Here is a 24,331-nt window from a genome sequence, read left to right on the forward strand (position 1 = left end):
CGTCTGGACGGTATAGTTATTCGCTATGAGTACGCATTTCACTGTCGCAGCCCTGCCGACCCCGGCGCCCGCCCGCCATCGGGCACCTTGGCGTGACTGGGTGGCGCTGGGCCTGCTGATGTTCCCCGTCCTGCTCGTGGCCGTGGACAACACCGCACTGACGTTCGCCCTGCCGGCCATCGCCCGAAGCCTGGACGCCTCAGGCGTCGAGCTGCTCTGGATCATCGATGCCTATCCCCTCGTCCTGGCCGGTCTGCTGGTCGCGATGGGCAGCCTGGGTGACAGGATCGGCCGGCGCAGGCTGCTGTTCGTCGGCAGCGCGGGCTTCGGCGCCGTGTCGGCCGCGACGGCCTTCGCGCCGAGCGCCGAGTGGCTGATCGCGGGCCGCGCCGCGCTCGGCTTCTTTGGGGCCATGCTCATGCCCTCCACCCTGTCGCTGATCCGCAACATCTTTCCGCAGCCCAACCGGCGCCGGCTGGCGGTGGCGATCTGGGCTGCCGGCTTCTCCGGCGGTGCCGCCCTCGGCCCGATTGCTGGCGGATGGCTCGTGGAACACTTCTGGTGGGGCGCCGTCCTGCTGGTTGCAGTGCCAATCATCCTGCCCCTGCTGCTGCTGGGTCCGGCGCTGATTCCGGAGTCCCGCGACCCGAAGCCCGGCCGCGTGGACGTGCCCAGCATCGCCCTGTCCCTGCTGGTCATGGTGCCGGTGGTCTACGGAATCAAGACCCTCGCCATGCACGGAGCGGAACCGCAGGCTTTCGCGGGCATCGGCGTCGGCCTGTTCATGGGTTGCGTGTTCGTTCGCCGCCAGCGGACGCTGGCCGCAGGCCACAGGACGGGCCACAGTACGGCGCCGATGCTCGATGTGAGCCTATTTGGCAACCGGATCTTCAGTACGGCCATCATTGCCAATGTCCTGGCCCTGTTCTCCTTCAACGGCTTCATTCTGTTCCTGGCCCAGCACCTGCAGCTGCTCGAGGGCCAGTCGCCCTCGGCTTCCGGGGTGGCGATGGTCCCGGCGCTCATCGCGACGGTCGTGGCGGGCCTGCTGGTGGTCCCGCTGGTGCGGATCATCCGGCCCGGTTTCGTGGTGGCCGGCGGACTGCTGCTGAGCGCGGCCGGCTATCTGCTCGTGGCCTTCGGGGACCACAGCCATGGGCCCTCACTGCTTCTGGCCGCGCTGATGATTCTCTGCCTGGGGGTGGGCGCCGCGGAGACCATTTCCAATGACCTGATCCTGGGCGCGGCTCCCGCCGAGAAGTCCGGGGCCGCCGCCGCCATCTCCGAGACCGGCTATGAGGTGGGGTCGCTGCTGGGCACCGCGATCCTTGGCTCCATCCTGACGGCCTCCTACCAAGGCAACCTGCGGCTCCCGGCGGGCGTGTCCGAACTCGCCCCCGCCGCGGCCATCAGCCAGGCCGGCGAGACCCTCGCCGGCGCGGTGGAGCTAGCCGGGCTGCTCCCCGTCCCCCTCGGCGAGGCGGTCACGACGGCGGCCCGCACGGCGTTCGACTCGGGCGTTCATGTCACAGCCGCCATCGCCCTGGTCCTGATGTCCGGCGCCTGCGTCCTCGCCGCCGTGGTGCTTCGGACGGTACCAAAGGCGAAGTAGCCGGCTCAGCCGCGGGCGTTAAACAGCAGCGACCGGCGCCGGGAAACCCCGGTGCCGGTCGCTGGTGTTGCCTGACGCCTGCTGTATGCCGGAGTTGGCCTTACTTGTTGTCCGGGGTGGTCACGTTGGCGTTGGCGCGCAGCGTTTCGGCGTTCACCATCCACGCGTACTGCTCCAGCTTTGCGATGAAGGCATGCAGGAGGTCGGCCGTGGTGGGATCTTCCTCGTCCACCTCGTCATGGACCTTCCGCATGGTGCCCACAGCCGCTTCCAGGGCCGCGACGATCCGGTCGATCGCGTCCTTGGTGTTGATGAGCCCGGCGGGGAACTCGGGAAGTGCGGTGGACTTGGCCACCGTGGCGCTACGGCCGTCCGGCAGGGCGTGGAGGGCGCGCATACGCTCAGCCATCTCGTCCGCGAACCCACGCGCCGCCTCGACGATTTCGTCCAGTTGCAGGTGGAGGTCCCGGAAGTTGGTCCCGACGATGTTCCAGTGCGCCTGCTTGCCCTGCACGTGGAGTTCGATCAGGTCCACTAGGACTGCCTGCAGGTTGCTCGTCAATGTAGGTGTTGCCTTCATACATCCTCCTGAGTAGATCCGGTACCGTGCAGGCCGCGGGCGCCCTAAGCGTGCGCCGCGGCCGTTGGTTCCGACGCTACCCCAGGGGCAGCCGGGCCGCGATGGTCCGGCAGGAATTTCTCAGTTAGCTTACTAAGTCGGCTTACTAGCGCTCGTGCAGCGGTTCAGACGGCTTCGTTGAGCATTGGACCTTGCGGGAAGAGTGCCCGTGTGATGCCGCCGGCGGTGGCCTCGGACAGCTGCGCGAGGTAGTCGTTCCGGCGCCGGGGAGTGATCCTGGACTGCGGTTCGAAGGGCTGCTCGGGGTCATCGGCGTAGTGGGCCGTGAGCCCGTCGCGCATGAGGCGGATGGCCTCGGACCGCTGCTGCGAGACCGCGGCGTGCGTGGACCCCAGTTCGGCGGCCAAGTCCTTGACGGTCCGGTCGCCGAAGTAGATCTCCTCGACGACGTAGCGCATCCGCTCCGGAAGGGACTTCACGGCGGCGCGCAGGTACTGGAGCCGCTCGTCTGCGAGCACGGAGTGCTCGGGCGACAGCGTTTCGGCGGCTAGGGTATCGACGACGGCCTCATCGAGGGGCGTCAGCGTGCGGGAGGCATCGGCGAGCGCGGCCTCCACGACGCTCTGCTGGACGCCCAGGGCGGAGGCGATCTCGTCCACGGTCGGGGTGCGGCCAAGGGCGGATGCCAGCGTTTCCTGGACCGACATCGTTTCCTTGATCCGACGGCGGGCGGAGCGCGTTGCCCAGTCACTGGCGCGCATCTCATCGGCGAAAGCACCAAGGATGCGCCGCCGCGCGAAGGCGCCAAACGGCACACCGAGATCCGGATCAAACGAATCGGCAGAGGTGATCAGGGCAATGGCGCCGGCAGAGGCCAGGTCATCGCGAGAAAGATGCGAGGCCTTTGAACACAAATCCGAGACGAGATAACCCACCAGCGGTAGGTGCTGCGTGACCATCTCGTTGCGCTCCACGCGATTCAATTCTGTGTCCCCCCATGAGACCGGATCCGAAGGGCTTTGAAACCCTTAAAACGCCGAGAGCCGCACCCAAGAACGGACTGGCACTCCCCCCATTGGAGTCAGCGTTCATTAGCGGGGTGCAGCACCCATGGTGGAAACCTATCACCTGATCCGGAATCTGCGTGTACCCTCAGGGAAAAGCTTGGCTAAAAATGCGGTGGCCGCCCCGAGCGCAGAATTCAGGCCGGGCGGCGACGGAATGGGGCCCATGGGCGCAAGTGATCTCTCGGCAGCACTGTGGCAGGAGCGGCGGCAGCTGGAACTGCTCCTTTTCAGGTTGGAGACGCAGCGGTTGCACGTCGAAGCCGGGAATCTGCAATGGCTGAGCTTCATGGCGGCCGAGATAGAGACCGTGCTGGATCGTTTGCGTTTCGAGGCCCTGGCCCGGAGTGTCGAATCGGCGGCGGTCGCTACTGATTGGGGCCTGCCGGCACAGACGACGCTCGTCGAATTGATCGCGGCCGCACCTGCCGGCGCGTGGGCCGGGATCCTGCGCGAGCATCTGGAGGTCCTGCAGGGGCTTCTGGCCCAGCTCGCTGAGGCCGCCCGCGTGAATGAAGAAACATTGCGGACCCGCCAGCTCGACGGGCGACCCGGTCTCGCGGGCGGGGCCGGGCTCGTGGATCAGCTGACCACCGCCGGAAACCTGGAGCGGGCCATGGCCGTGACCCGCCGGACGTCGCAGCCCCTGCTCGCGCAGTATCTGGGCGGAGATCAGCTCTTGGGCGGCGACCACGGCTGATCAGGCACGCCGTCCTCAGCCCGCGGCGGGAGCCGAGGGTGGCGGCATCAGCCCGCGCAGCGCGTCCTCGGCATCGGGGCCGGCCTCTGCCGCCGCCAGGTTTGCCGCCGCGATGGCTTCGATGACTTCCCGGCGCTGGATCGGCACACCGCGGGGCGCCTCGATGCCGATCCGAACACCGTCGCCCCGGCCTTCCAAAACCGTGATGACGATGCCGTCGCCGATCATGATCTGTTCGCCCGGCTTGCGTGTAAGTACCAGCATCCTCTCAATCTACCCTTCGCCGCGGGGCGCGTCGGACGATCCCGGCCGGTTCTGCCACGCCAGAGCCGGGCCGGCCGGGCTTGCATCGATCCAGCCTACGGGCAGCCCCAGCCCGTTGACTGTTTCAGGGGACCCAGTCTCCGCGGCGCCGACCACGGCCACAGCGGTCACGTTGAGTTGGGCAGCGAGCACGCCGACCCAGCGCTTCGTATCGTCGTGCTTGCGTCCGGCGTCGACCACCAGCCAGATCTGGTCGGCAGAGAGCGCGGCCACGGACTGCACCCGGGCCAGGGCGTTCCGGGCCTTGCCGAGCCCGAACGCCACCAGGACGGTGCGCTCCGTCATGACCGCGTGGGCGCGGGCGGCCGTGGCGCTTTGCCGGCCGTCGACGTGCAGGTGCCCGTAGGCGGAGAGGTTGCCGGAAGTCCGCACGTCGGCTCCGCCTGCCGCCATTGACATCGCCAGGGCGGCATCCAGGGGGTCCTCCCCCAGCCCGACCAGAACCACGAGATCGCCGACGCCGGTCAACGGGACCGGGACGACCGCCGCAGGCGCCGCGGCTGTCCGTTGCGCGTCCGGCGCCGGTGCGGGTTGCGCGTTCGGCACGGCGCGTCTTGCGGCGGCGGCTTCAGCGGCGGTTTCAGCGACGGGGCCGCCGGCGGGTGCCGCCGGTGCCCCGAGCCCGGCGCCCAGCTGTTCCAGCAGCTCGGCGAAATCCCGTGACTCGGTGGACACACCGGCAGCAGCGGAGCGGTGCAGGCTCAGTTCAGCGGCGTCTGCCTCCTCCAGCAGGGCGGCGATGGCGGCGCTCTGCAGATGGTGGGACGGTCCGGCGGGGGCCGCCGCCGGAGCCGTGGTTCCTGGGATTTTCTCCGCGGAGACCTTCCCGCCGTCGTCAACACCGGAGGGACCGGCGGCGGGCGTCGCTTCGACGTCGGCCAGGACGTCGGCGTCGGGCACCACCTCACCCGAGACCACTTCATGGCTCGGCAGGACCTCGACCATGGCCTCGTAGCGGTCCTGGGCGAAGAGACCGGCGATTCCGGGGCTGACCACGCGTTCGGCGGAGACGATCCGGGCCGCGGGGCCGTGCTGCTGTTCAGCCTTGCGGCGGATCTCCTCGAGCGTGGCTCCCTTAAGCCGATAGCGGTTCGGCATGGCGCACTACTCCTACGGTTTCGATCCGGACGTTGGCGGAGGTCACCTCGCGGTAGGACAGCACGGGCACCGAGCCCGGTTGCGCCCCCAGGAGGCGGTGGATGGCGGGCCGGAGCGCCGGGGCGCACACGAGTACGGCCCGGCGGTTGGCGGCGGCCGCCGCGTCGACGGCGGAGCCCACGGAGCGCAGCACTGCGTCGAGCCTTTCCTGTCCCATGACGATCTGGCTTCCGCCTTCGGCGGGCCGCATGTCCTCGAGCATGTGCTGTTCCAGGACGGGGTCGATCATGATGACGTTGAGCACGCCGCCGTCCATGAACTTGGCGGTCAGGGCGGGCCCGAGTGCTTGCCGGGCGGCCTCGACCAGCGATTCCGGGTCCGTGGAAATTTTGGCCCGCAGCGTGAGGGCCTCGTAGATCCGGGCGAGGTCGTTGATGGGCACCTGCTCGTCCAGGAGACCCTGAAGGACGCGCTGCAGTTCGGCGAGGGAGAGCAGCGCCGGGGTCAGTTCGTCGACGGCGGAAGGGCTTTGCTTGCGCACGCCCTCGGTCAGTACCCGGACGTCCTCGCGGGAGAGCAGCCGGGCTGCGTTTGCGGAGACGATCGAGGACAGGTGGGTGACGAGGACCGAGACCCGGTCGATCACCGTGGCACCGGTCATTTCGGCGTTGTGGCGCATCTCCCCGGGAATCCATTTTCCGGCCAGGCCGAACACGGGCTCGATCATTGCGGGCCCGGGCAGCGAATCCAGGTTGTCGCCCAGGGCGAGCATCTGGCCGCTGGGGGCCGTGCCGCGCCCGGCTTCCACCCCGGCGATCCGGATCGAATACGTGGCGGCCGGCAGGTCAACGCTGTCCCTCGTCCGCACCGGCGGGATGACCAGGCCCAGTTCCATCGCGATCTTGTGCCGGAGGGACCGGACCCGCGCCAGGAGGTCGTCGGAGGCGCCCGAAACCATGTCCACGAGGTCCGGGGCGAGCAGGATCTCCACCGGATGGACGCGCATGTCCTCCAGCAGTTTCTCGTTCGGGTCCATTTCCGGGAAGTTCTGCGCGGTCGCCTCGGCCTGGCGGGCTGTCTCCTCGAGCTGCTGGGTGGCGGCGGTCCGGCGGGAGGCGAGGATCAGGGCCGCCCCGACGAGGATGAAAGGAATAGGCGGCATGCCGGGGATCAGGGCCATCGCGAGGGCCGCGACGCCGGCGATCATCAGGGCGTTGGGTGACTGCAGCAGCTGGGTGGAGGCGGTTCGGCCCATGTCCGACTCGGCGTTGGACCGAGTCACGATCATGCCGGTGGAAACGGCCATGAGCAAGGCTGGAATCTGGGTGACAAGCCCGTCGCCCATGGTCAGCAGGCCGTAGGTATTGAGGGCGTCGCCGATCTCCAGGCCGCGCTGCACCATGCCGATCGCGATGCCGCCGACAAAGTTGATGATGATGATGATGATGCCCGCAATGGCGTCGCCCTTGACGAACTTCGAGGCGCCGTCCATGGCGCCGTAGAAATCCGCCTCGGCCGAAACCTCGGCCCGCCGTTCCCTGGCCTGGCTGTCGGTGAGGAGCCCGGCGTTTAGGTCGGCGTCGATCGCCATCTGCTTTCCGGGCATCGCATCAAGGGTGAAACGCGCGCCGACTTCGGCCACGCGCTCGGCGCCCTTGGTGACCACCACGAACTGGATGACGACGAGGATGAGGAACACGACAGCGCCGATAATCATGGAACCGCCGACCGTTACCTTGCCGAAGGCTTCAATGACCTGCCCGGCATACCCGTTGCCCAGGACCAGCCGGGTGGAGGCGACGTTCAGGCCCAGCCGGAACAGCGTGGCCACGAGCAGCAGCGAGGGGAACACGGAGAAGTCCAGCGGCTTCTTCACGAACATGCTGGTCAGCAGGACCAGCAGTGCCAGCAGGATGTTGCAGACGATCAGGAAGTCGAGCAGGGGCGCGGGAACGGGAACCACCAGCAGCAGGACGATCCCCACGATGCCGATCGGCACCGCCAGCCGGTTCAGCCTCTTGTTCATGGTGCGGTCCTTTCACAGACGCTGGTTCGCAAAGTGTGTGTCATAGGGCAGCCGCCGCGCTGCTCATGCGGTGCATCCCGGCGGAGGCGCCGCGGGCCTTGAGTGCCATGACGAACGCGAGGACGCCGGCCACCGCCCGGTAGAAGTCGACCGGGATCTCGTCGCCCAGTTCACAGGCCCCGTGCAGGGCCCTGGTCAACGGGATGTCCTGGACCATGGGCACGTTCTTCTGTTCGGCTTCTTCCCTGATCCTTGCGGCCACATGGCCGGCCCCCTTGGCCACCACGCGGGGCGCGGACTTGCCGGGCTCGTACTTCAGGGCCACCGCCACGTGCGTGGGGTTGACCAGGACGACGTCGGCGTCTGAGATCGCGGCGATCATGCGGTTCCTGCTCATGGACATCTGGCGTGCCCGGCGCTGGGAGCGGATGAGCGGATCGCCTTCGCTGCTCTTGTTCTCGTCCTGGACTTCTTTCTTGGACATCCGGGTTTTCTTGCGGTTGCGGCGCATCACCACGAAGAAGTCCGCGGCGGCCAGCACGATCCCCGCGGCGACGGCGAACTGGACAAGGGAGGCAACGCCGCCGGCGGCGGCCGCCGTCACGCCGGCCACGGGCAGCCCTCCCGCGGTCAGCAGCACGGGGATCAGCCCCTGCACGACGACGTAGAGGACCAGCCCGACCACACTGACCTTCAGCAGGGCCTTGAGACCGCCCCAGACCGCCTGGGCGCCGAACATCCGCTTGATCCCCCTGAGCAGGTTGAAGTGTTCGAAGTCGAGCCTGAATTTCTTCAGGTGGACGCCGCCCTGGACGGCGGAGCCGGCGAGGACGGCCAGGAACACGACGATCAGCAGGGGGCCGATGATTCCGGCGACGGATGCGAACCCCGCTTCCATCGCCTGCAGGGCTTTGCCGGGATCCGGTGCGGAAACGATGCCTCGGACACTGAAGAGCTGGTCCGCGGCGGCGTTGGCTGCCCGGTCCACGGTGCTGGGCAGCATCACGGCGGCGGCGCCGACGCCGAGCCAGGCTGTGAGGTCCTGGGACCGGGAGAGCTGGCCCTTGGAGCGGACCTCCCTCATCCGCTTGTCGGTGGCTTGCTCGGTCTTTTCCTGGGAATCCGCCATCAGCCCACCCCCAGCACTGCTTTGGCCGCCTGGCCGGCGAGGCTGGAAACGATCCGGGGCAGGGCCAGGAACATGAAGCCTGCCAGCGTGAGGGTCAGGAGGATCTTGAGCGGGAAGCCGAGCGAGAACGCGTTGAGTGCCGGCGCCACGCGGGTCAGGAGGCCGAGCCCGACGTCTGCGAGGAACAGGACCACCAGCAGCGGGCCGGCGACCTGCACGGCGGCAATAAACATGCCGGAGACGGCCGAGGTGATGGCCTGGACCGGCTGGGCCAGGTCTATGCCCCCGGCCAGGGGCAGGGCCGCGAAGCTGCCGGTGAGGCCGGTGATGACCAGCTGGTATCCGTCGGAGGCGAACAGCAGGGCCAGCGCCGCCATTTGCAGGAGGCGGGTGAACTGCGCGCCGTTGACCATCATTTGGGGGTCGAAGGCCTGGGCCATCTGAAAGCCGCTGAAGAGGTCGATCAGGCTGCCGGCGGACTGGATGGCGGAGAAGATCACCAGCACCAGGAATCCCAGGACCAGCCCGGTGACGAGCTCCAGGACCACCCCGGTGAGGAACCCGGCGGTGTCGCGCGGGGTGTAGCCGCCCACCACCCGCTGCGTCACGGCCAAGCCCAGGCCCAGGCCCAGCATGGCCTTCACACGCCCCGGAAAGGCCTGGTGCGAGAACGGCGGTGCCACGATCAGGAAGGCAGTCATCCGGACCGTGGCCAGCAGGAGGACTTCCAGCCAGGTCGGGTCGATGGGGATGCCCACCTCACAGGCCTCCGAGCAGGGACGGAATTTTTGCGAAGAGGTCGTTTGTGAACGTCACCATCTCCGAAATCATCCAGTGTCCGCAGACGATCAGGGCGACGGCCACGGCGGCCGCTTTCGGAACGAAGGACAGCGTGGCTTCCTGCAGCTGGGTGATGGACTGCAGAAGCGAGATGGCCAGGCCCACCACCAGCGCGGTGACCAGCACCGGCGCGGCGAGTTTCGCGGCAACGATCATGGCCTGGAGGCAGATGTCCAGGACGGCGTTCGCGTTCATCCGGTGCCCGCATAGCTTTGGACCAGCGCGGTGATGATCAGACCCCAGCCGTCCACGAGGACGAACAGCAGGATCTTGAAGGGCAGCGAAATCATCACCGGGGGCAGCATCATCATGCCCATGGACATCAGGGCCGCGGACACCACGAGGTCGATCACGAGGAACGGGATGAAGATGACAAAGCCGATGATGAACGCTGCGCGGAGTTCGGAGACCATGAACGCCGGAATGAGGGTCTGCAACGGCACAGCCTCAGGGGTGGCGGGGTTTTCGGCGCCGGCGGCGCGGGACATCAAGGCGATGTCCTCTTCCCGTGTGTGGGCGAGCATGAAGTGCTGCAGCGGACCCGACGCGGCGCTGACCGCCCCGTTGAAGTCCAGCTTTCCGTTCAGATAAGGCTGGATTCCGAGGTTGTTCATCTCGTTGATGACGGGCCACATTACGAAAATGGAGAGGAACAGCGCCAGCCCGGCCAGCACCTGGTTCGGCGGGATGGACGGCAGGGACAGGGCGTTACGGGTCATCGCCAGGACCACGAAGATCTTGGTGAAGGACGTCATCATCAGCAGCAGTGAGGGCGCGACCGCCAGGAGCGTGATCCCGATCAGCGTCAGGACGGCCGTGGAGGGTTTGCCGTCCGCACCGTTGATCTGGATGTTGACGTTTCCGCTGTCCGGATTCGCCGGATCGGTCGGCGCCACCGGCGCTGCCGGGTCGATCGGTGCGGCATGGCCGGCCGTCGCGTTCAGCCACAGCAGGAGGACGGCGAACAGCACGGCGGCGAGCCCCAGGACGAGGAACCTGAGGGATTTCGCGCCGGCGGGACGCGCGCTGGCCATGCCAGTGGAGACGGCGCCGGTGGAAAGGGCGCTAGTGGAGAGACGGCGGATCAATTGCGGCGTCCGCTCCTGAGGGCGGCCGCAGCCTGCTTCCATGTGGAACCGGCCAGGATGGACCCGTGCAGCGGCGGGTGGCCGGCAGTGCTGCCCCGGCCGGCGGGGCCGCGGCCTGCGTTGGTCCTGCCGGAGGAGTTCCGGTGCAGCGAGCTGCGGCGCGACGGCGGGAAGTCGCCGTCGGGGGTCCCGGTCTCATCGGCAGGGGCGCCGCCGGGGCGCGCCTCAGCGAGGATCCGGGCGAAGTCCCCCAAGCTGCGGTTGACGGCGGGGACCGGGATTTCTTCGGGTTCGGGCGGGATGTCCCCGGTGTGCAGGACGTTGACGGCGTGCTCGGTGACGCCCAGCAGGAAGCGCTGCCCGGCGGCGTCAACCACCACCACGGAGGCTTTCTGTCCGAGGCTCTGCCGGCTGACGATGGTCAGGGCGCGGTCCGCCCGGCGCCGTCCGGTGCCTTTGCCCAGCCGGCGCTGCAGGAACCACATGAGGCCAAGCACCGCGCCCAGGGCCACGACTACCCGCAGCCCGAGGATCAGTGCGTCCATTCAGCTGAGCCCCTCGGCGACGTCGAGGATGCGGGTGATCCGCACTGCGTAGTCCTGGTCCAGGACCACCACTTCGCCGTGCGCGATCAGGCGGCCGTTGAGCAGGACGTCTGCTGGGGCTCCGGCGGAGCGGTCCAGTTCGATGATCTTGCCGGGTTCCAGCGAGAGCACGTCGCGGACCGACATCCGGGTGCGCCCGATCTCCACGGTCAGGGCCATTTCGATGTTGTTGATGCGGCCGAGCCGGCCGGCCACGGTGTCCCCGCCGGCGAACACGTCACCGGCACGGTCCTGGCTGCTGCCGTGTTCGCGGAGCCGGACAGCGAACCAGGCCGCGGCGTTGCTGCCGTCGGAAAGTTCAAAGACCGCCGTGTCGGGATCCGAGAGGAGCCCGGAAACATCCGATTCGCGCAGGTCGGACAGGACTCCGGCGCCGAAGACGGAACTGGCGCTTTCCATGGCCGGGCGCAGCACGTCGGTCACGGACACGTGCCCGAGCTGGGACCCTGCGCCGGCCGCCTCATCCAGGAAGGTACGGTCGCTGAGCATGAGCGCGAGGTCTGCGGTGACGGCGCCGACAAAGGTGGCCGTGACGGCCTGCCGGGCGTACGCAGCCGCGGCCCGGGCGGGCACCAGGGCCATGACTTTCAGGGCCACCGGGCTCGGCAGTTCCTCGACGAGCCGTTCCGCCGACAATTCGTGCTTGGTCAGGGTGATGGTCATCGTTGGTTCTCCTCGATTGTGACAATGACTGCGGCCGCGCGGGAGCCGTTGCGGGCCGGGGCGGCGGTGGCCAGCCGGGTCCCGTCCAGGGTGAGGTCAAAGGGCCGGTTTTCCAGATGCGGCAGGGTCAGGACGTCACCGACGGCGAGGCCCAGGACCTGGCTGGGGGTGACGAACGACGTCGAGAGCCGCACCGACAGTTCCACCGGCACCTGCTCCAACTGGGCGCTGATGCGCGCCGCGGCGTCGCCGCGGGTATCGGTCGGGTTGACCTTCTTGAGCCGTCCCAGCAGGAGGCCGGCCGGAACGGCCAGCGTGGCGGGGGCGTTGACGTCGCCGACACTCATGGTGAAGGAAGCGACGATCATCAGTTCGCTTGGCGCGGCGGCCTGGGCGAACTGGGAGTTGTACTGGATCGTGTCCACGCGGACGGCCTCGCTGAGCAGCGGGCCCAGGGAGTAGCCCAGGTCTTCGAGGGCCTCGTCCATGAGGCCCTTAATCAAGGCCTGCTCGATCTGGGTGAACTTCCGGTCCGGCATTGGCGAATCGTTCGAGGCGCCGAGCATGCGGTTGACCCAGCCGAGGGCGGCCGGGCCGGGGAACTGCACCACCAGCTTCGAATCCTGGGATTCCACGGTGCAGAGGACCATGGCCGTGACGGCCGGCAGCGAAGCGGCGTATTCGTCGTAGCTGAGCATGCTGACGTCTTCGAGGCGCACCACGGACTTGACCCGGACCTTGGCGGTCAGCTGGGTTCCCCACTGGCGTGCGAAGGTTTCGAAGGCGAGCTCCAGCACACGGCTGTGCTCGCGCGCGAGCGTCGCGGGACGGCGGAAGTCATAGACACTGACGGTCCGCTCCCGTACCACTTCCCGCTCATCCAGAACACTCACGGTTGCCACTATCGGCAAGTGCTCACGCGGGGTAAGCAATAAGCGGCGAACAATACGACTAGCAGTCAGCGGCAGGCAATCAAGACCCTATTTCTGGCTCAGTTTCAGGGCTTCCGGAATCAGGGCGCGGACGACGTCGGGCTTGTCCGAAAGCACCACGATGTCCACCCGGCGGTTCCGCTCCATGAGCGCCGGCGTGGAGTCATCGTTGACCTGGCGGGCGGATCCGAACGCGACGGCGCCAATGGTCCCGGGGGCGATGCCGCCGTCGTCCACCATGTACCGCAGGACGTTCACGGCGCGCGCCGACGACAACTCCCACGTGGAGGGGTACGCCGTGATGCCGTTCGCGGCGTGGCCCTCGACCATGATCTCCATCTTGGCCGGCTTCAGGACCGGCGAGATGATCTGCAGCACCCGGGTGGCCCGGGCCGTGAGCTCGGGCCGGTCCGGTTCGAAAAAGGCCTGTGAGCCGACCAGCTTGACCGTCAGGCCCCGCTGGTCAATCTGGAACTCGACGTTCTCGCTCAGCCCGGCAGCCGCCAGGCCGGCCTGCATTTTTGCTTGCAGCGCCTTGAGCCGGTCCACTTCCTTGACCGCCTCGGCCATATTTTCCGGCGAAGCGGTTGCGGCGCCCTTGACGGCCGCGAAGGCCTCGAGGTTCTGGTCCACGAATTCCGGCGGGACGACGGTGCCCGACGCCGTGTCCACGGTTTGGGAGGCGACCGCCCCGAAGCCCGTGGCCAGCGAGTTGCGGAGCTTTTCGAACTTATTGGCGTCCACGCTGGACATGGCGTACAGCACGATGAACATGCACATCAGCACGGTGACCATGTCCATGTAGGAGGCCATCCAGCGCTCGTCGACGTGGTGCTGTTCCGGCTTCTTCCGCCCCCGCCGCCTGGAACTCACGCGGCCTGGTCCAGCACGTCGGCCTTGTCCTTGCCGCCGGCCAACTTGCCCCCGCCGGAGGCCTTGAGCTGGTGTTCAGGAACCATGGAGCGCAGCCTTTCGGCGAGCAGCAGGGGCTGGGCCCCGGCCTGGACCGCCAGCATGCCTTCCATCAGGAGCGTCATTCGTTCAATGTCGAGCTCGGACAGCCTGGCAAGACGGCCGCTGAACGGAAGCCAAAGGAAGTTGGCGGACAACAGGCCCCAGAGTGTGGCGACGAACGCCGAGGCAATCATTGGCCCCAGTTCGTCGGGTGTGGAGAGGTTTTCCAAGACGTGGGTCAGAGAGACGACGGTGCCGATGATGCCGACGGTTGGGGCATAACCGCCGAGGCTCGCGAAGAATTTGGAGTTGGAGTGGTCGCTGCGGGCCTTGGAGTCGATCTCGTCCTCCATCAGCATCCGGAGCTCTTCGGCGTCGGTGCCGTCGGCAATGTTTTGCAGGGCGCGTGTCAGGAAGGGATCTTTGACACTGGCCGCTTCCTCCTCCAGGGACAGCAGGCCCTCGCTGCGCGCCTTTTCCGCGAACCGGACCACCTGGTCGATGCTTTCCTGAGGCTTCGAGGTCTTGCCTTGGAACATCTTGGGGAGGGCTTTGAAAGCCTGAATGACGTCTTTGAGGGTGTTGCCTGCGATCCCGACGGCGAGTGTGGCACCGAAGACCAGGATCATGGGCGCCGGCAGCAGGAGCGCGGCGACGCTGCCGCCTTCCATGGTCACCATGGCGATAACGGAGCCAAAGGCGAGGAGCAGTCCGATGACTGTTGCGGGATCCATCGTTACTTTCTGGGTTGTGCGGGCGCCGCGGGGCCGGCGCCGTCGGTGTCGTTGGGGTCGTCGTCCGGGTCATCCGTCCGGACCAGGCTCAGCGGGTAACCGGTGACGGCCGGAAAGTCGCGGGCCTTGCTCAGGATGTATGCCCGGTAGTCGGCGATGAGTTCAACCACTTCCGCGAGGCTTTCCAGCACCACGTAAGCGGCGCCGTCGAGCGTCACCAAGTGCGTGTCCGGGCTCTCGTGGATGCGTTCGATAAGGTCCGGATTGACCGCGAAGCGCGTTCCGTTGAGACGTGTGACGACGATCATGGGCCGATTCTGCTCTGTGAGGGGAAGAGTGTTCTGCTCCGTACTGTCGGCACCTCCGGCCTCTTCGTTAGGAACCGGGGCAGGCGCCGGAAATCTGGGCCTGGAAAAAGGGGACGACGACGGCGCGCGGGCGGGTCTATGGTGGGACCTGACGGGGCCCTGCGGCCCGCCCCGCCGCCCGGCCAAACCCTCGCCAGGACGCAACGGCCGCCCGCCTGATCAGGAAGGCCCGCCATGGTGCGATTCTCAGTACTTGAGCAGCCGCTGGACCCGTTTCCCCGGTACGAGGAGATGAGACGGACCGCACCCGTTTTCCTCGACGAGGAGTCCGGGCTCTGGCACGTTTTCCGCTACGACGACGTGCAGCGTGTTTTGTCGGAGCACGCGGCGTTCTCCTCCCGCATGGGCGGAAACAATCCTTCGGAGACAGGACAGCTCTTCGCCGCCAGCCTGGTCAACACGGACCCGCCCCGGCACCGCCAGCTGCGGTCCCTCGTGACCCAGGCGTTCACGCCCCGCTCGGTGGAAGCGCTCGCTCCGCGCATTTCGGCCATTACTGATGAACTCCTGGACCCTCTGGTCGGCACGGGCAGCATGGACTTGATCGAAGACCTGGCCTACCCGCTGCCGGTCATTGTCATTGCGGAGCTGATGGGCATCCCGGCCGAGGACCGGGACCGCTTCAAGCAATGGTCCGACGCCATCGTCGCCTACACCCGCCCGGACGCCGATCAGACCGGTCACGGCAGCGCCCACCAGGAGATGGCGGAGTATTTTCTGGGCATGATCGAGCAGCGCCGGCGCCGGCCGGGCGAGGATCTGATCAGCCTGCTGCTCGCGGCCGAGATTGACGGCCAGAAGCTGAGTGTTGCCGAACTGCTGGGCTTCTGCGCGCTGTTGCTGGTTGCGGGCAACGAGACCACCACCAACCTGATCGGCAATGCTGTGCTGTGCTTCACCGACGCACCGGGCACGCTGGCGCGACTGGCCGCCGAGCCCGAGCTGCTGCCGAGCGCCATCGAGGAGGTCCTGCGCTACCGCTCCCCCGTCCAGTCCATGTACCGGATCGCCGCCGTGGATACGACTCTGCGAGACCGGCGGATCCCGGCGGATGCGCCGCTTGTCGCATGGATCGGATCGGCCAATCGCGACGCTGAGCACTTCCCGGACCCGGACACGTTCGACGTCGAACGCTCACCGAACCGGCACCTCGCCTTCGGGCAGGGCATCCATTTCTGTCTCGGGGCGCCCCTGGCGCGGCTCGAGGCCAGGATTGCGCTGGAGGCCGTGGTTTCGCGGCTGCCGGGGCTGGCCGTGGCACCGGACGCGCAGCTGGAGCGGATGGACAGCACGATCGTCTACGGCCTCAGAGAACTGCCCGTGCGCTGGCAGCCCTCCTAAGGCCGGCACCCCCGCGTGCGCCCGGGGCCGTACACTACGTCCCACAGGCGAATGACGGGAGGCAGGGATGTCGGAGACGACGGTCGATGCGGTGATGGCCGAACTGGCGGAGCTCGACGAACCGAAGATGCGGGAAGCCAACGAGAGGCGCGGCGATGACCACGGCGTGAACCTGTCAAAGTTGCGCGCCGTCGCGAAGCGGCTGAAGACCCAGCAGGACCTCGCCCGCGGGCTGTGGGCCACGGACGACACCGCGGCCCGGCTGCTGGCGCTGCTGATTTGCCGGCCGAAGTCCTTCGAGTCCGGCGAGCTGGACGCCATGCTGCGCCAGGCGCGCGCCCCCAAGGTGCACGACTGGCTGGTGAACTACGTGGTCAAGAAGAGCCCGCACGCCGAACAGCTGCGCGTGGCCTGGACCGCGGACCCGGACCCGACTGTCGCGAGTGCCGGCTGGGCGCTGACCACCGAACGGGTCGCGAAGCGGCCCCAGGGACTCGATCTGCCCGGGTTGCTGGACACGATCGAGGCTGAGATGAAGGACGCCCCGGACCGCCTGCAGTGGGCGATGAACCACACCCTGGCGCAGATCGGGATCGAACACGCGGAGCACCGCGGCCGGGCGCTCGACATCGGCGAGCGCCTCGAGGTGCTCAAGGACTACCCGACCCCGCCGAACTGCACCTCCCCGTTCGCGCCGGCCTGGATCAACGAAATGGTGAGCCGGCAAAAACCGGCTTCCTGACGCCGTACTCGCCGCATGCGCCCCTGCTTGTATAGTTGTATACAAGTATATTTAGCGGCGGAGGTCACACGATGCCAGATTCACCTGCCCGGAACACCGGGGCCCACTATGTCTACGCCGAGCTGAAGCGGCGCATCCTGAGCTTGGAACTCAAACCCGGCGAGCGCATTTTCGAGCCAGCCATGGCCGCCGCTCTCCAGGTCAGCCGCACCCCGTTGCGGGAGGCCATCCGCCGGCTGATTTCGGAAAGCCTGCTCGAGCAACAGCCAACGGGCGGGGTACTCGTGCCCGCCCTGGATGAAAAGGCCGTCTCCGAGCTCTACGACGTCCGTGCTGCGATCGAATCCCTGATGGCGCGCGAGGCCTGCGCCAAGGCGACCACGGCGGACATCGAAAGCTTGGCCGGAATCGTAGAGCGCAACGCTGCCATGGTGCAGTTCGCCGATGAAGCCATGAAACAGGGCATGGCCTTGCACGCCGCGATCGCCGGCCTCGCCGGCAATTCCTGGGCCCAGCGCTTTCACGACCAGATCTCCAGCCAGATGGAGCGTTACCGGCACTTCACCAACAACGCGCAGGAGCGGCGCGACGTGGCGCTGGCGGAGCATCGCATTCTGCTGGACGCCATAGCGGGCGGCAACCCGGAGAAAGCAGCCAAGGTGGCGTTCGACCATGTGATCGGCGCACGGGATGAAGCACTGCGGGCCATCTCGGGAAGCAGCCTTGTCATCCCATGATCGAACAACTCGGCCGCAGGTCGGCCACCGCGCTTCTGATCCATTCCGCACTGATCCAGGCGGTGACCTTCCTGGTCCGTCCCGCCGCCACGTACCGGGCGCTGGAGCTCGAAGTCCCGGACTTCGCCCTCGGGCTCCTCGCTGCAAGCTACGCGGTTTTTCCGCTGCTTCTTGCCGTTCCGACCGGCGGCCTGGTGGACCGCCTGGGCGAGCGTCGACTCATGGCGATCGGCGCCGCCGTCACGCTCTCCTCTTCAGTGTTTCTGCTGTTCTGGGGAACGTCGATCCCCGCACTGGTCGTGGGCACCGCACTGCTGGGGGCCGGCCAGCTGGCGTGTGTGGTGGGGCAGCAGGCCGTCGTTGCCAACAACGCCGCGTCGTCACGGATGGACTCGGCGTTCGGTTATCTGACTTTCGCCGCGTCCCTGGGACAGGCGCTCGGGCCGCTCGCGATCTCACTGGTCGGGGGCGCGTCTATCCGCCCCGATACCCAGGCGATTTTCCTGCTCTCCGCCTGCATGAGCCTGGCACTCTTCGCGACCACGTTCGGTGTTTCGGCAAAGGTCAGCGCCAGGAGGCGCACGGCCAAGGCGGGCGGCAGCCCCGGTGGCACACTGTCGCTGCTGAGGACGCCAGGGGTGCTTCAGGCCTTGGCCACAAGCGCCGCCGTACTGGCCGTCGTTGACCTGACGGTGGTCTACCTTCCAGCGCTCGGTACGGAGCGCGGGCTCACCGCCGCCACCGTGGGTCTTCTGCTCACCGTGCGGGCTTGTTTCTCCATGGTCTCGCGGCTGGGCCTGGGACGGGTCTCCCGGCTGCTGGGGCGCACCCGGCTGATGGTACTTAGCTTGGTGTTATCCACGGTCGCCCTCGCGGTGGCCGCGATACCCATGCCGGTCTGGCTGCTGTTTGTGGTCATGGCCGCGCTCGGGCTGGGCCTGGGCATCGGCCAGCCCCTGACAATGTCCTGGCTGTCCTCCCGGGCCCCGGACGGGCAGCGCGGACGTGCCTTGGCCTTGCGGCTTGCCGGCAACAGGGTGGGCCAGGTGGTTCTTCCCAGCGCCGTTGGCGCCGTGGCTGCAGGGCTGGGCGCGGGCGGGGTGTTCCTGGCTTCGGCCGCCGTCGTCGGCGGAACACTGCCCCTTGTCCGCAGCGTCCGGCTCGACGACGAGCGGACCTAGCGGCGCAGCACAACCAGACACAGCGCCGCGCAGCATGCCACCAGGAGGGCCAGGGTCCAAAGCCCGGCGGCGAGGCTGAGGGCGGTGGCGATGCCTCCAACGATCAGCGGGCCGCCGGCGTCGCCGATTTCGCGTCCGAGCTCGGCCGTTCCCATCGTCCGTCCCATCCGTTCCGGCGGCGTGGTGCCTGCCAAATGCGCGAAGCCCAGCGGCGTGGCAAGGCCGATTCCCATCCCGAGGACGACGGCGGCCAGATACAGTGTCGCGGGCAGCGGCAGGAGGGCCAGGGCGGCGATCGCTGCCGCGATCAGGAACAGCCCGGCTGCCATCCCCGCGCGGTCTGATACTCGACCCTGGTCGCGCAGCCGGCCCACCACCGGCTGGGTGAGCGTGGACGACAATGCCAGTACCGCGACGACAGCCATGCTCCCGATGAGCGGCAGGTGGAGGTTCGCGCCGAGCAGGGGCAGGAACCCGACGGCGACGCCCAAGGCGCCGGTAGCAGCGGCCAGAGCCGTGGTCGGGATAAGGAATCCGCGTTCAGTGGTCTGGCGAACCAGGTCCATGGCCGTGTAGCGCGGACGCGTGAGGACCGGCAAATGGGGCATGGCCAACAGCGTCCACAGGGCGGTCGCGAGCGAGACCGCGGTCAGGGACGCGAAGAGCGCCGGGAAACCCCCGGCCCCGATCAAGCCGGCGCCAAGCAGCGGCCCAAGCACATATCCCAGGCCCTTCCAGGAGCCGTACTTTCCGAAATAGCGTCCAGCCGCCGCGGGTCCTGCAAGACGTGCGACGGCGGCAGAGGACGCCGGGGAGAACGCCGACGCCGCGGCACCCTGGCCGAGCCTGACAAGGCCGAGGACCACCGGCGTCGTCGCAAAGATTCCGAAGGCCGAGGCGATTGCAAACGCAACCAGTCCGCCGACAACGACCGGCTTGGATCCAATCCGGTCACTCAGGGACCCGAACACCGGTTTAAGAATGACCTCGGCGACGTCATAGAGGGCCAGAATGACTCCGAAGGCGAGTAGCCCGAGCCCGATATTCCCGGTCTCCGCGCCGAGGGCGGCGGCGATGCTGTGGGCGCCGAACGCTGTGGTGAATCCGGCCGCATACAAGGGCGCCAGAGTTCCGGGGGTTGCCCGGCCCGTCCCCCGTGGGGCCCTCCCCCGCGGGGCCCTCCCGGGGGCGGCTTCTGTTGCGTCATTTGCTCCGGTCATGCTTTTGCCGCCGGAGCCCCTGCTGCTGGGGTGAGGATCATGTCGTCAAGTTTCGGCAGGGCGTGCCGGAGCTGGCGTTCGGCCTCGGCGAGGGTCTGTTCGGCCAGGACGAGGCTGGTGTCGCCGACGACCACCGTTGCCGCGCCCTGCAGGCGGTGCCCGGCCCACCGCAGCTGGAGGCGAACCACACCTAAGACACCCGGGATGTCCTCCAGCGTTTGAGAGGCCCGGTCGACCAGTTCGGGTTCAATTCCGTCCATGAGTCGGCGCCCAATGCTGCGGACCGTTCCCCAGAGCAGCACAAGGATGGCAGCGGAAATGAGCAGGCCGACGATCGGATCGGCCAGGGGGAATCCGAGCAGCACCCCGGCAGCACCAAGGACCACAGCCAGCGACGTGAAGCCGTCCATCCGCGCGTGCACACCGTCGGCCACCAGCGCTGCGGAGCCAATCCGGCGCCCGACCCTGATGCGGTAGATTGCCACCGCCTCGTTTCCGGCGAAGCCAATCAGCCCCGCCCCCATGACCCACCACAGATTCTGCAGGGTTTGCGGGTGGAGCAGCCGGTCCACCGACTGCCAGGCAGCGAGTACAGCGGACAGGGCGACGACGGCGATGATGAACAGTCCTGCCAGGTCCTCGGCCCTGCCGAAGCCAAAAGTGTAGCGGCGGGTTGCAGGGCGGCGTCCCAGGATGAACGCGATCCACAGCGGAACGGCGGTCAGGGCGTCGGAGAAGTTGTGGATCGTGTCGGCCAGCAGGGCGACGGAACCGCTAACCAGGACCACCAAAAACTGCAGGACGGTCGTTCCCAGCAGCATGAAGAGACTGATCTTCAGCGCGCGGATGCCCTCGGCGCTCGCCTCGAGGGCGTCGTCGACAGAGTCGGCCGCGTCATGGCTGTGTGGGACAAACAGTTCGAAGAGCCAACCCTTCAAACCCTTGTGATGTTCGTGGCCGTGTGAGTGGCTGTGGGCGTGGTCATGATCATGATCATGGTGCGGATGGCCGTGATCGTGGCTGTGGCCATGACCGTGGCGCTGATGGTCGTGGTCGTCGTGGTGGTGATCGGCGGTTTCGCCGGCTGTCACCTGCACCGGATCGCTCAAGAGACTCCCCCGTCCATGCGGTGGTGGGCGGGATCCCCGCCAAGGGCGTGTTCGGCCTGGAAAATGGCATCCGCGACGAGCTGGCGGGCGTGCTCGTTCTCGAGCCGGTACAGCACCCTCGTTCCGTCCTGGCGGGTGGAGACCATACGTGCCAGCCGCATCTTGGCAAGATGCTGGGACACCGCAGCCGGCGATTTGCCCACCACATAGGCCAAGGCTCCGACAGCCATCTCCCCCTCCCGCAAAGCCAGGATGATGCGCACCCTCGTGGCATCAGCCAGCATCGCGAACACCTCCACGGCGAGTTCGACGAACTGGCTGTCCACAGCAAGCCTGCAAATCTTCTTATCTGCGTTCATATGCATATAGTCGCACGTGACAGGCTGCGGAGTGTTCATTTTCAGGACGGCTGCGGTTCGTTTCCGCCGCATAGCCTCTCCCGGGAACCCGATGGACGGACTCAAGGAGAAGTCATGCGAGCAACTAAACCAATCAGACGCAGCGCACTGGCCGGTGTCGGCCTGGCGCTGCTGGCAGGGTCCTGGCTGGCATCGCCAGCACTGGCCGTGGACAACGCGGCCGGCCAGGGCCAAAGCGGCGCGTCCACACACGGCAAATCCGGGAACACCGGCACTGCCAAGGGCGTATTCAGCTTTGCCGTCATCGGCGACGTTCCCTACGGCGACGCAGAGATCCAGGCGTTTCCGTCCTACATCCAGGACATCAACGCCCACAGGGAACTCTCTTTCGTGGCCCACCTCGGGGACATCAAGAACGGCTCCTCGCAGTGCACCGACGAGTACTTCGCCGCCATCCGGAAGAACTTTGACACCTTCACCCTGCCCTTGGTCTACACCCCCGGGGACAATGAATGGACCGACTGCCACCGCACCAACAACGGCGCCTACAATCCCCTCGAGCGGCTGGACCAAGTCAGGCAGACCTTCTTCCCCAACCCCGGAACGACGCTGGGCACGCCGATGAGGGTCAGCTCCCAGGGCCGTGAGGGTTTCCCGGAAAATGTGAACTTCAGCAGGCACGGCATCGCCGTCACGGCCGTGAATATCACCGGCAGCAACAACTCCACGTTGCCCTGGTCGGGACTGGGCAATACTGGGCCGACGGCGGAGCAGCTGGCGGAGGTGCGCGAGCGCACCGCCGCCGACATCCGGGAGCTGACCGAAACGTTCCGGAAAGCCCGCGAGAACCAGGACCGCGCCGTCGTCGTTCTGACCCAGGCCGACATGTTCGACCCCACAGCTACCCCCACGCAGGAGAACTTTGGCGCCTTCAAACCACTGGTCCAGACCCTGATCCACGAATCGAACGCCTTCGGCGGTCCGGTGTACCTGATCAACGGCGACAGCCACGTCTACAACCAGGACCACCCGCTGGCAGCCGGGTCCCCGTGGCTGGACTTCTACGCGCAGCACGACGCTGCAAAGAACCTGACACGCGTCACGGTCGACGGATCCGACAACGCCAAGGACTGGCTGAAGGTCACCGAGAACAAGGCAGGGACGTCGGGCGTGCTGTCCTTCGAACGGATCGCCTTCACCCGCCCGGCACGCTGAACCAACCCCAAAAGGGAAGCCTGTCAGCCGTTCCGCTGACAGGCTTCCCTTTTCCGGGGCTTTACCGCTTGAGCTGGGTCAGTTCCTGCAGGACCTCGTCCGAGGTGGTGATGATGCGCGCGTTGGCCTGGAAGCCGCGCTGGGCGACGATCAGGTTGGTGAATTCCTGGGACAGATCCACGTTGGACATCTCCAGGTTTCCGCCGGTCAGGGTGCCGATGCCGGGGTCGCCTGCAGCACCGAGCTGCACACCGCCGGAATTGCCGGTGGCGACGTAGGAGGATCCCCCGGCTTTCTCGAGGCCAGCCGGGTTGGTGAACTTGGCGAGGGCGATCTTGGCCAGGACCTGCTTGAGGCCGTTGCTGAAAGAGCCGACCAGCGATCCGTCGCTGCCCAGCGTGTAGGACTCCAGCTTGCCGACCGGGGCGCCGTCCTGTCCGCTGACGGCCAGGGAGTCCATCTTGGCGTAGGACGACACCTTGGAGAGGTCAACAGTGATCTGCGCGGCTCCCGTGCCGACCGTCATCGAGCCCGGGCCCGTAAGCTGGCCGTTGTTGAAGGTGAGAACTGCCGAATTCGTGGAGCCGTTGTCGTCGGTGGCGTTGACCGTCCATGAGTTGCCCGAGCCGGTGAATTTCAGGGCAAGGTTCCGCTCGGCGCCGGTGGCGTCGTAGACCTTGACGAGACGGTCCACGGTGGCGCCTTCAGCCGGCAGATTGCCGTCCAGCGTCACCTTTTTGGTGGCGGCGGCAATCATGGTGTTGGGGTTCAGCGTGATGTCGCCGACCGGACCGCCGGCGGTGACCTGGCCGTTGTTGGCGGGCCAGCCCTGCAGGATGCCGCCGTCGGGGCTCACCAGCTGGTTGGCCGCGTCGGGGCTGAAGGAGCCGGCGCGGGTGAAGAGCTGCTGGCCGCCCTTGCTGGTCACGAAGAATCCGTCGCCGGAGATCATCATGTCCGTGGCGCGGCCGGTGCTCTGGGAGGACCCCTGGCTGAAGTTGGTGGTGACGCCGGCGATCCGGACGCCGAGACCGATCTGGGCAGGGTTGCTGCCTCCGGACTGGGCCTGCGGGCCGGTGGCGCCCTGCTGCAGCTGGGACAGAGTGTCCTGGAACTGCGTGGAAGATGCCTTGAAGCCGGCGGTGTTCACGTTGGCGATGTTGTTGCCGGTGACGTCCAGCATGGTCTGGTGGGCGCGGAGGCCGGAGATTCCGGAGTACAGCGAGCGGAGCATGGGAACTGCCTTTCTACGGGTGAAGAACTGTTAGGAGGCGGCCGGAGCAGTAAGTCCGGTGATGGAGTCGAGGGGAACGGAGAGGCCGCCGATCGTGACGGCCGGGACGGAGCCCGCATAAGTGACGGAACTGGCGACACCGCTGCCGGTGGTGCCGTCCGCGAGGGTGTAGCCGACCGACTGGCCGATCAGCTGGGCCGCCGCCGTGCGCATCTGGAGGGAGAACCCTTCCTTGCTGTTGGTGGTCAGCTCAGTCATTTTCTCCATCATGGAGAGCTGAAGGGTCTGGCTCATCATCTGGTTGGTGTCCATGGGCGCGCTCGGGTTCTGGTTCTTGAGCTGCGTCACGAGCAGGGACATGAACACATTGGCGTCCATGGTCTGCGCGGGTGTCCGGGCGGCAGGGGCCTGGGCGGCTACCCCCGCCGGCGTCACCGGCTGGGAGGCGATCGGCTGAATCGTCATAAGTCGCGTTC

27 protein-coding genes are annotated in these 24,331 nt (G+C 67.2%); 7 read left to right on the forward strand and 20 right to left on the reverse strand.

All coding sequences use genetic code 11. The features are described from left to right. Positions 1 to 25 precede the first annotated feature (25 nt). Positions 26 to 1,612, forward strand: a complete 1,587-nt coding sequence (locus ACFVVK_RS11080) for an MFS transporter (protein WP_390266467.1) — start codon at positions 26 to 28, stop codon at positions 1,610 to 1,612. 100 nt (positions 1,613 to 1,712) lie between these two features. Here ACFVVK_RS11080 and ACFVVK_RS11085 read toward each other — a convergent pair whose 3' ends face one another. Both ACFVVK_RS11085 and ACFVVK_RS11090 read right to left on the reverse strand, forming a co-directional pair. Then, positions 1,713 to 2,192 (reverse strand): Dps family protein, encoded by a 480-nt coding sequence (locus tag ACFVVK_RS11085; protein WP_390266468.1) that lies wholly within the window; start codon positions 2,190 to 2,192, stop codon positions 1,713 to 1,715. A 164-nt stretch (positions 2,193 to 2,356) separates the two neighbouring features. Further along, positions 2,357 to 3,175 (reverse strand): sigma-70 family RNA polymerase sigma factor, encoded by an 819-nt coding sequence (locus ACFVVK_RS11090; RefSeq protein ID WP_390266469.1) that lies wholly within the window; start codon positions 3,173 to 3,175, stop codon positions 2,357 to 2,359. A gap of 127 nt (positions 3,176 to 3,302) precedes the next feature. Here ACFVVK_RS11090 and flgN point away from each other — a divergent pair, with 127 nt between their 5' ends. Next, positions 3,303 to 3,956, forward strand: coding sequence for a flagellar export chaperone FlgN (flgN, locus tag ACFVVK_RS11095; protein WP_390266470.1), 654 nt, complete (start codon positions 3,303 to 3,305; stop codon positions 3,954 to 3,956). 15 nt (positions 3,957 to 3,971) lie between these two features. Here flgN and ACFVVK_RS11100 read toward each other — a convergent pair whose 3' ends face one another. From ACFVVK_RS11100 to ACFVVK_RS11160, 13 genes are all read right to left on the reverse strand, one after another. Then, complete coding sequence (locus tag ACFVVK_RS11100) at positions 3,972 to 4,220, reverse strand: carbon storage regulator (protein ID WP_090956905.1); 249 nt, start codon at positions 4,218 to 4,220, stop codon at positions 3,972 to 3,974. 9 nt (positions 4,221 to 4,229) lie between these two features. Continuing rightward, on the reverse strand, positions 4,230 to 5,378 hold the full coding sequence (locus tag ACFVVK_RS11105) for a hypothetical protein (RefSeq protein ID WP_390266471.1): 1,149 nt from the start codon (positions 5,376 to 5,378) through the stop codon (positions 4,230 to 4,232). Further along, positions 5,356 to 7,404, reverse strand: coding sequence for a flagellar biosynthesis protein FlhA (locus ACFVVK_RS11110; protein ID WP_390266472.1), 2,049 nt, complete (start codon positions 7,402 to 7,404; stop codon positions 5,356 to 5,358). The genes ACFVVK_RS11105 and ACFVVK_RS11110 overlap by 23 nt, the downstream gene beginning before the upstream one ends. 40 nt (positions 7,405 to 7,444) lie before the next feature. After that, positions 7,445 to 8,533: a flagellar biosynthesis protein FlhB gene (locus ACFVVK_RS11115; protein WP_390266473.1), complete on the reverse strand. Its 1,089-nt coding sequence runs from the start codon at positions 8,531 to 8,533 to the stop codon at positions 7,445 to 7,447. After that, the gene (locus tag ACFVVK_RS11120) at positions 8,533 to 9,291 is read right to left on the reverse strand and encodes a flagellar biosynthetic protein FliR (RefSeq protein WP_390266474.1); all 759 of its coding nucleotides are present in this window, start codon (positions 9,289 to 9,291) and stop codon (positions 8,533 to 8,535) included. The genes ACFVVK_RS11115 and ACFVVK_RS11120 overlap by 1 nt, the downstream gene beginning before the upstream one ends. Before the next feature lies 1 nt (position 9,292). Beyond that, positions 9,293 to 9,568, reverse strand: coding sequence for a flagellar biosynthesis protein FliQ (gene fliQ / locus ACFVVK_RS11125; protein WP_090956900.1), 276 nt, complete (start codon positions 9,566 to 9,568; stop codon positions 9,293 to 9,295). Continuing rightward, the gene (gene fliP / locus ACFVVK_RS11130; protein WP_390266524.1) at positions 9,565 to 10,407 is read right to left on the reverse strand and encodes a flagellar type III secretion system pore protein FliP; all 843 of its coding nucleotides are present in this window, start codon (positions 10,405 to 10,407) and stop codon (positions 9,565 to 9,567) included. Before fliP ends, fliQ begins: the two co-directional genes overlap by 4 nt. Positions 10,408 to 10,457: 50 nt before the next feature. Further along, positions 10,458 to 11,006, reverse strand: a complete 549-nt coding sequence (gene fliO, locus ACFVVK_RS11135; protein ID WP_390266475.1) for a flagellar biosynthetic protein FliO — start codon at positions 11,004 to 11,006, stop codon at positions 10,458 to 10,460. After that, complete coding sequence (gene fliN, locus ACFVVK_RS11140) at positions 11,007 to 11,729, reverse strand: flagellar motor switch protein FliN (RefSeq protein WP_390266476.1); 723 nt, start codon at positions 11,727 to 11,729, stop codon at positions 11,007 to 11,009. Beyond that, positions 11,726 to 12,622 carry a flagellar motor switch protein FliM gene (locus tag ACFVVK_RS11145; RefSeq protein WP_390266477.1) on the reverse strand — a complete coding sequence of 299 codons (897 nt, stop codon included), beginning with the start codon at positions 12,620 to 12,622 and terminating at the stop codon, positions 11,726 to 11,728. The genes fliN and ACFVVK_RS11145 overlap by 4 nt, the downstream gene beginning before the upstream one ends. Positions 12,623 to 12,709: 87 nt before the next feature. Further along, positions 12,710 to 13,534 carry a flagellar motor protein MotB gene (locus ACFVVK_RS11150; RefSeq protein WP_390266478.1) on the reverse strand — a complete coding sequence of 275 codons (825 nt, stop codon included), beginning with the start codon at positions 13,532 to 13,534 and terminating at the stop codon, positions 12,710 to 12,712. Next, the gene (locus ACFVVK_RS11155; protein ID WP_390266479.1) at positions 13,531 to 14,349 is read right to left on the reverse strand and encodes a motility protein A; all 819 of its coding nucleotides are present in this window, start codon (positions 14,347 to 14,349) and stop codon (positions 13,531 to 13,533) included. The genes ACFVVK_RS11150 and ACFVVK_RS11155 overlap by 4 nt, the downstream gene beginning before the upstream one ends. Before the next feature lie 2 nt (positions 14,350 to 14,351). After that, positions 14,352 to 14,657 carry a flagellar FlbD family protein gene (locus ACFVVK_RS11160; RefSeq protein WP_390266480.1) on the reverse strand — a complete coding sequence of 102 codons (306 nt, stop codon included), beginning with the start codon at positions 14,655 to 14,657 and terminating at the stop codon, positions 14,352 to 14,354. 234 nt (positions 14,658 to 14,891) lie between these two features. Here ACFVVK_RS11160 and ACFVVK_RS11165 point away from each other — a divergent pair, with 234 nt between their 5' ends. The 4 genes from ACFVVK_RS11165 (at position 14,892) to ACFVVK_RS11180 (ending at position 18,718) form a co-directional block, all read left to right on the forward strand. Further along, a complete protein-coding gene (locus ACFVVK_RS11165; RefSeq protein ID WP_390266481.1) occupies positions 14,892 to 16,058 on the forward strand; it encodes a cytochrome P450 in 1,167 nt (388 codons plus the stop codon). Positions 16,059 to 16,125: 67 nt separating this feature from the next. Further along, a complete protein-coding gene (locus ACFVVK_RS11170; protein WP_390266482.1) occupies positions 16,126 to 16,800 on the forward strand; it encodes a DNA alkylation repair protein in 675 nt (224 codons plus the stop codon). Positions 16,801 to 16,871: 71 nt separating this feature from the next. Further along, the gene (locus tag ACFVVK_RS11175; protein WP_390266483.1) at positions 16,872 to 17,537 is read left to right on the forward strand and encodes a GntR family transcriptional regulator; all 666 of its coding nucleotides are present in this window, start codon (positions 16,872 to 16,874) and stop codon (positions 17,535 to 17,537) included. Then, positions 17,534 to 18,718, forward strand: a complete 1,185-nt coding sequence (locus ACFVVK_RS11180; RefSeq protein WP_390266484.1) for an MFS transporter — start codon at positions 17,534 to 17,536, stop codon at positions 18,716 to 18,718. The genes ACFVVK_RS11175 and ACFVVK_RS11180 overlap by 4 nt, the downstream gene beginning before the upstream one ends. On the opposite strand, the gene ACFVVK_RS11185 is transcribed toward ACFVVK_RS11180, so the two are convergent. From ACFVVK_RS11185 to ACFVVK_RS11195, 3 genes are all read right to left on the reverse strand, one after another. After that, positions 18,715 to 19,836 (reverse strand): MFS transporter, encoded by a 1,122-nt coding sequence (locus ACFVVK_RS11185; protein WP_390266485.1) that lies wholly within the window; start codon positions 19,834 to 19,836, stop codon positions 18,715 to 18,717. The two genes, ACFVVK_RS11180 and ACFVVK_RS11185, sit on opposite strands and share 4 nt — an antisense overlap. Positions 19,837 to 19,934: 98 nt before the next feature. After that, positions 19,935 to 21,047 carry a cation diffusion facilitator family transporter gene (locus ACFVVK_RS11190; protein WP_390266486.1) on the reverse strand — a complete coding sequence of 371 codons (1,113 nt, stop codon included), beginning with the start codon at positions 21,045 to 21,047 and terminating at the stop codon, positions 19,935 to 19,937. Continuing rightward, positions 21,044 to 21,406, reverse strand: coding sequence for an ArsR/SmtB family transcription factor (locus ACFVVK_RS11195; RefSeq protein ID WP_390266487.1), 363 nt, complete (start codon positions 21,404 to 21,406; stop codon positions 21,044 to 21,046). Before ACFVVK_RS11195 ends, ACFVVK_RS11190 begins: the two co-directional genes overlap by 4 nt. A gap of 114 nt (positions 21,407 to 21,520) precedes the next feature. Here ACFVVK_RS11195 and ACFVVK_RS11200 point away from each other — a divergent pair, with 114 nt between their 5' ends. Then, positions 21,521 to 22,621, forward strand: coding sequence for a hypothetical protein (locus ACFVVK_RS11200; RefSeq protein ID WP_390266488.1), 1,101 nt, complete (start codon positions 21,521 to 21,523; stop codon positions 22,619 to 22,621). Between the two features lie 61 nt (positions 22,622 to 22,682). Here ACFVVK_RS11200 and ACFVVK_RS11205 read toward each other — a convergent pair whose 3' ends face one another. Together ACFVVK_RS11205 and ACFVVK_RS11210 are read right to left on the reverse strand one after the other, a co-directional pair. Then, positions 22,683 to 23,855: a flagellar hook protein FlgE gene (locus ACFVVK_RS11205; RefSeq protein WP_390266489.1), complete on the reverse strand. Its 1,173-nt coding sequence runs from the start codon at positions 23,853 to 23,855 to the stop codon at positions 22,683 to 22,685. Between the two features lie 30 nt (positions 23,856 to 23,885). Next, positions 23,886 to 24,320: a flagellar hook assembly protein FlgD gene (locus tag ACFVVK_RS11210; RefSeq protein WP_390266490.1), complete on the reverse strand. Its 435-nt coding sequence runs from the start codon at positions 24,318 to 24,320 to the stop codon at positions 23,886 to 23,888. Positions 24,321 to 24,331: the final 11 nt, after the last annotated feature.

Source organism: Arthrobacter sp. NPDC058192, from assembly GCF_042883665.1.
GTDB lineage: Bacteria > Actinomycetota > Actinomycetes > Actinomycetales > Micrococcaceae > Arthrobacter.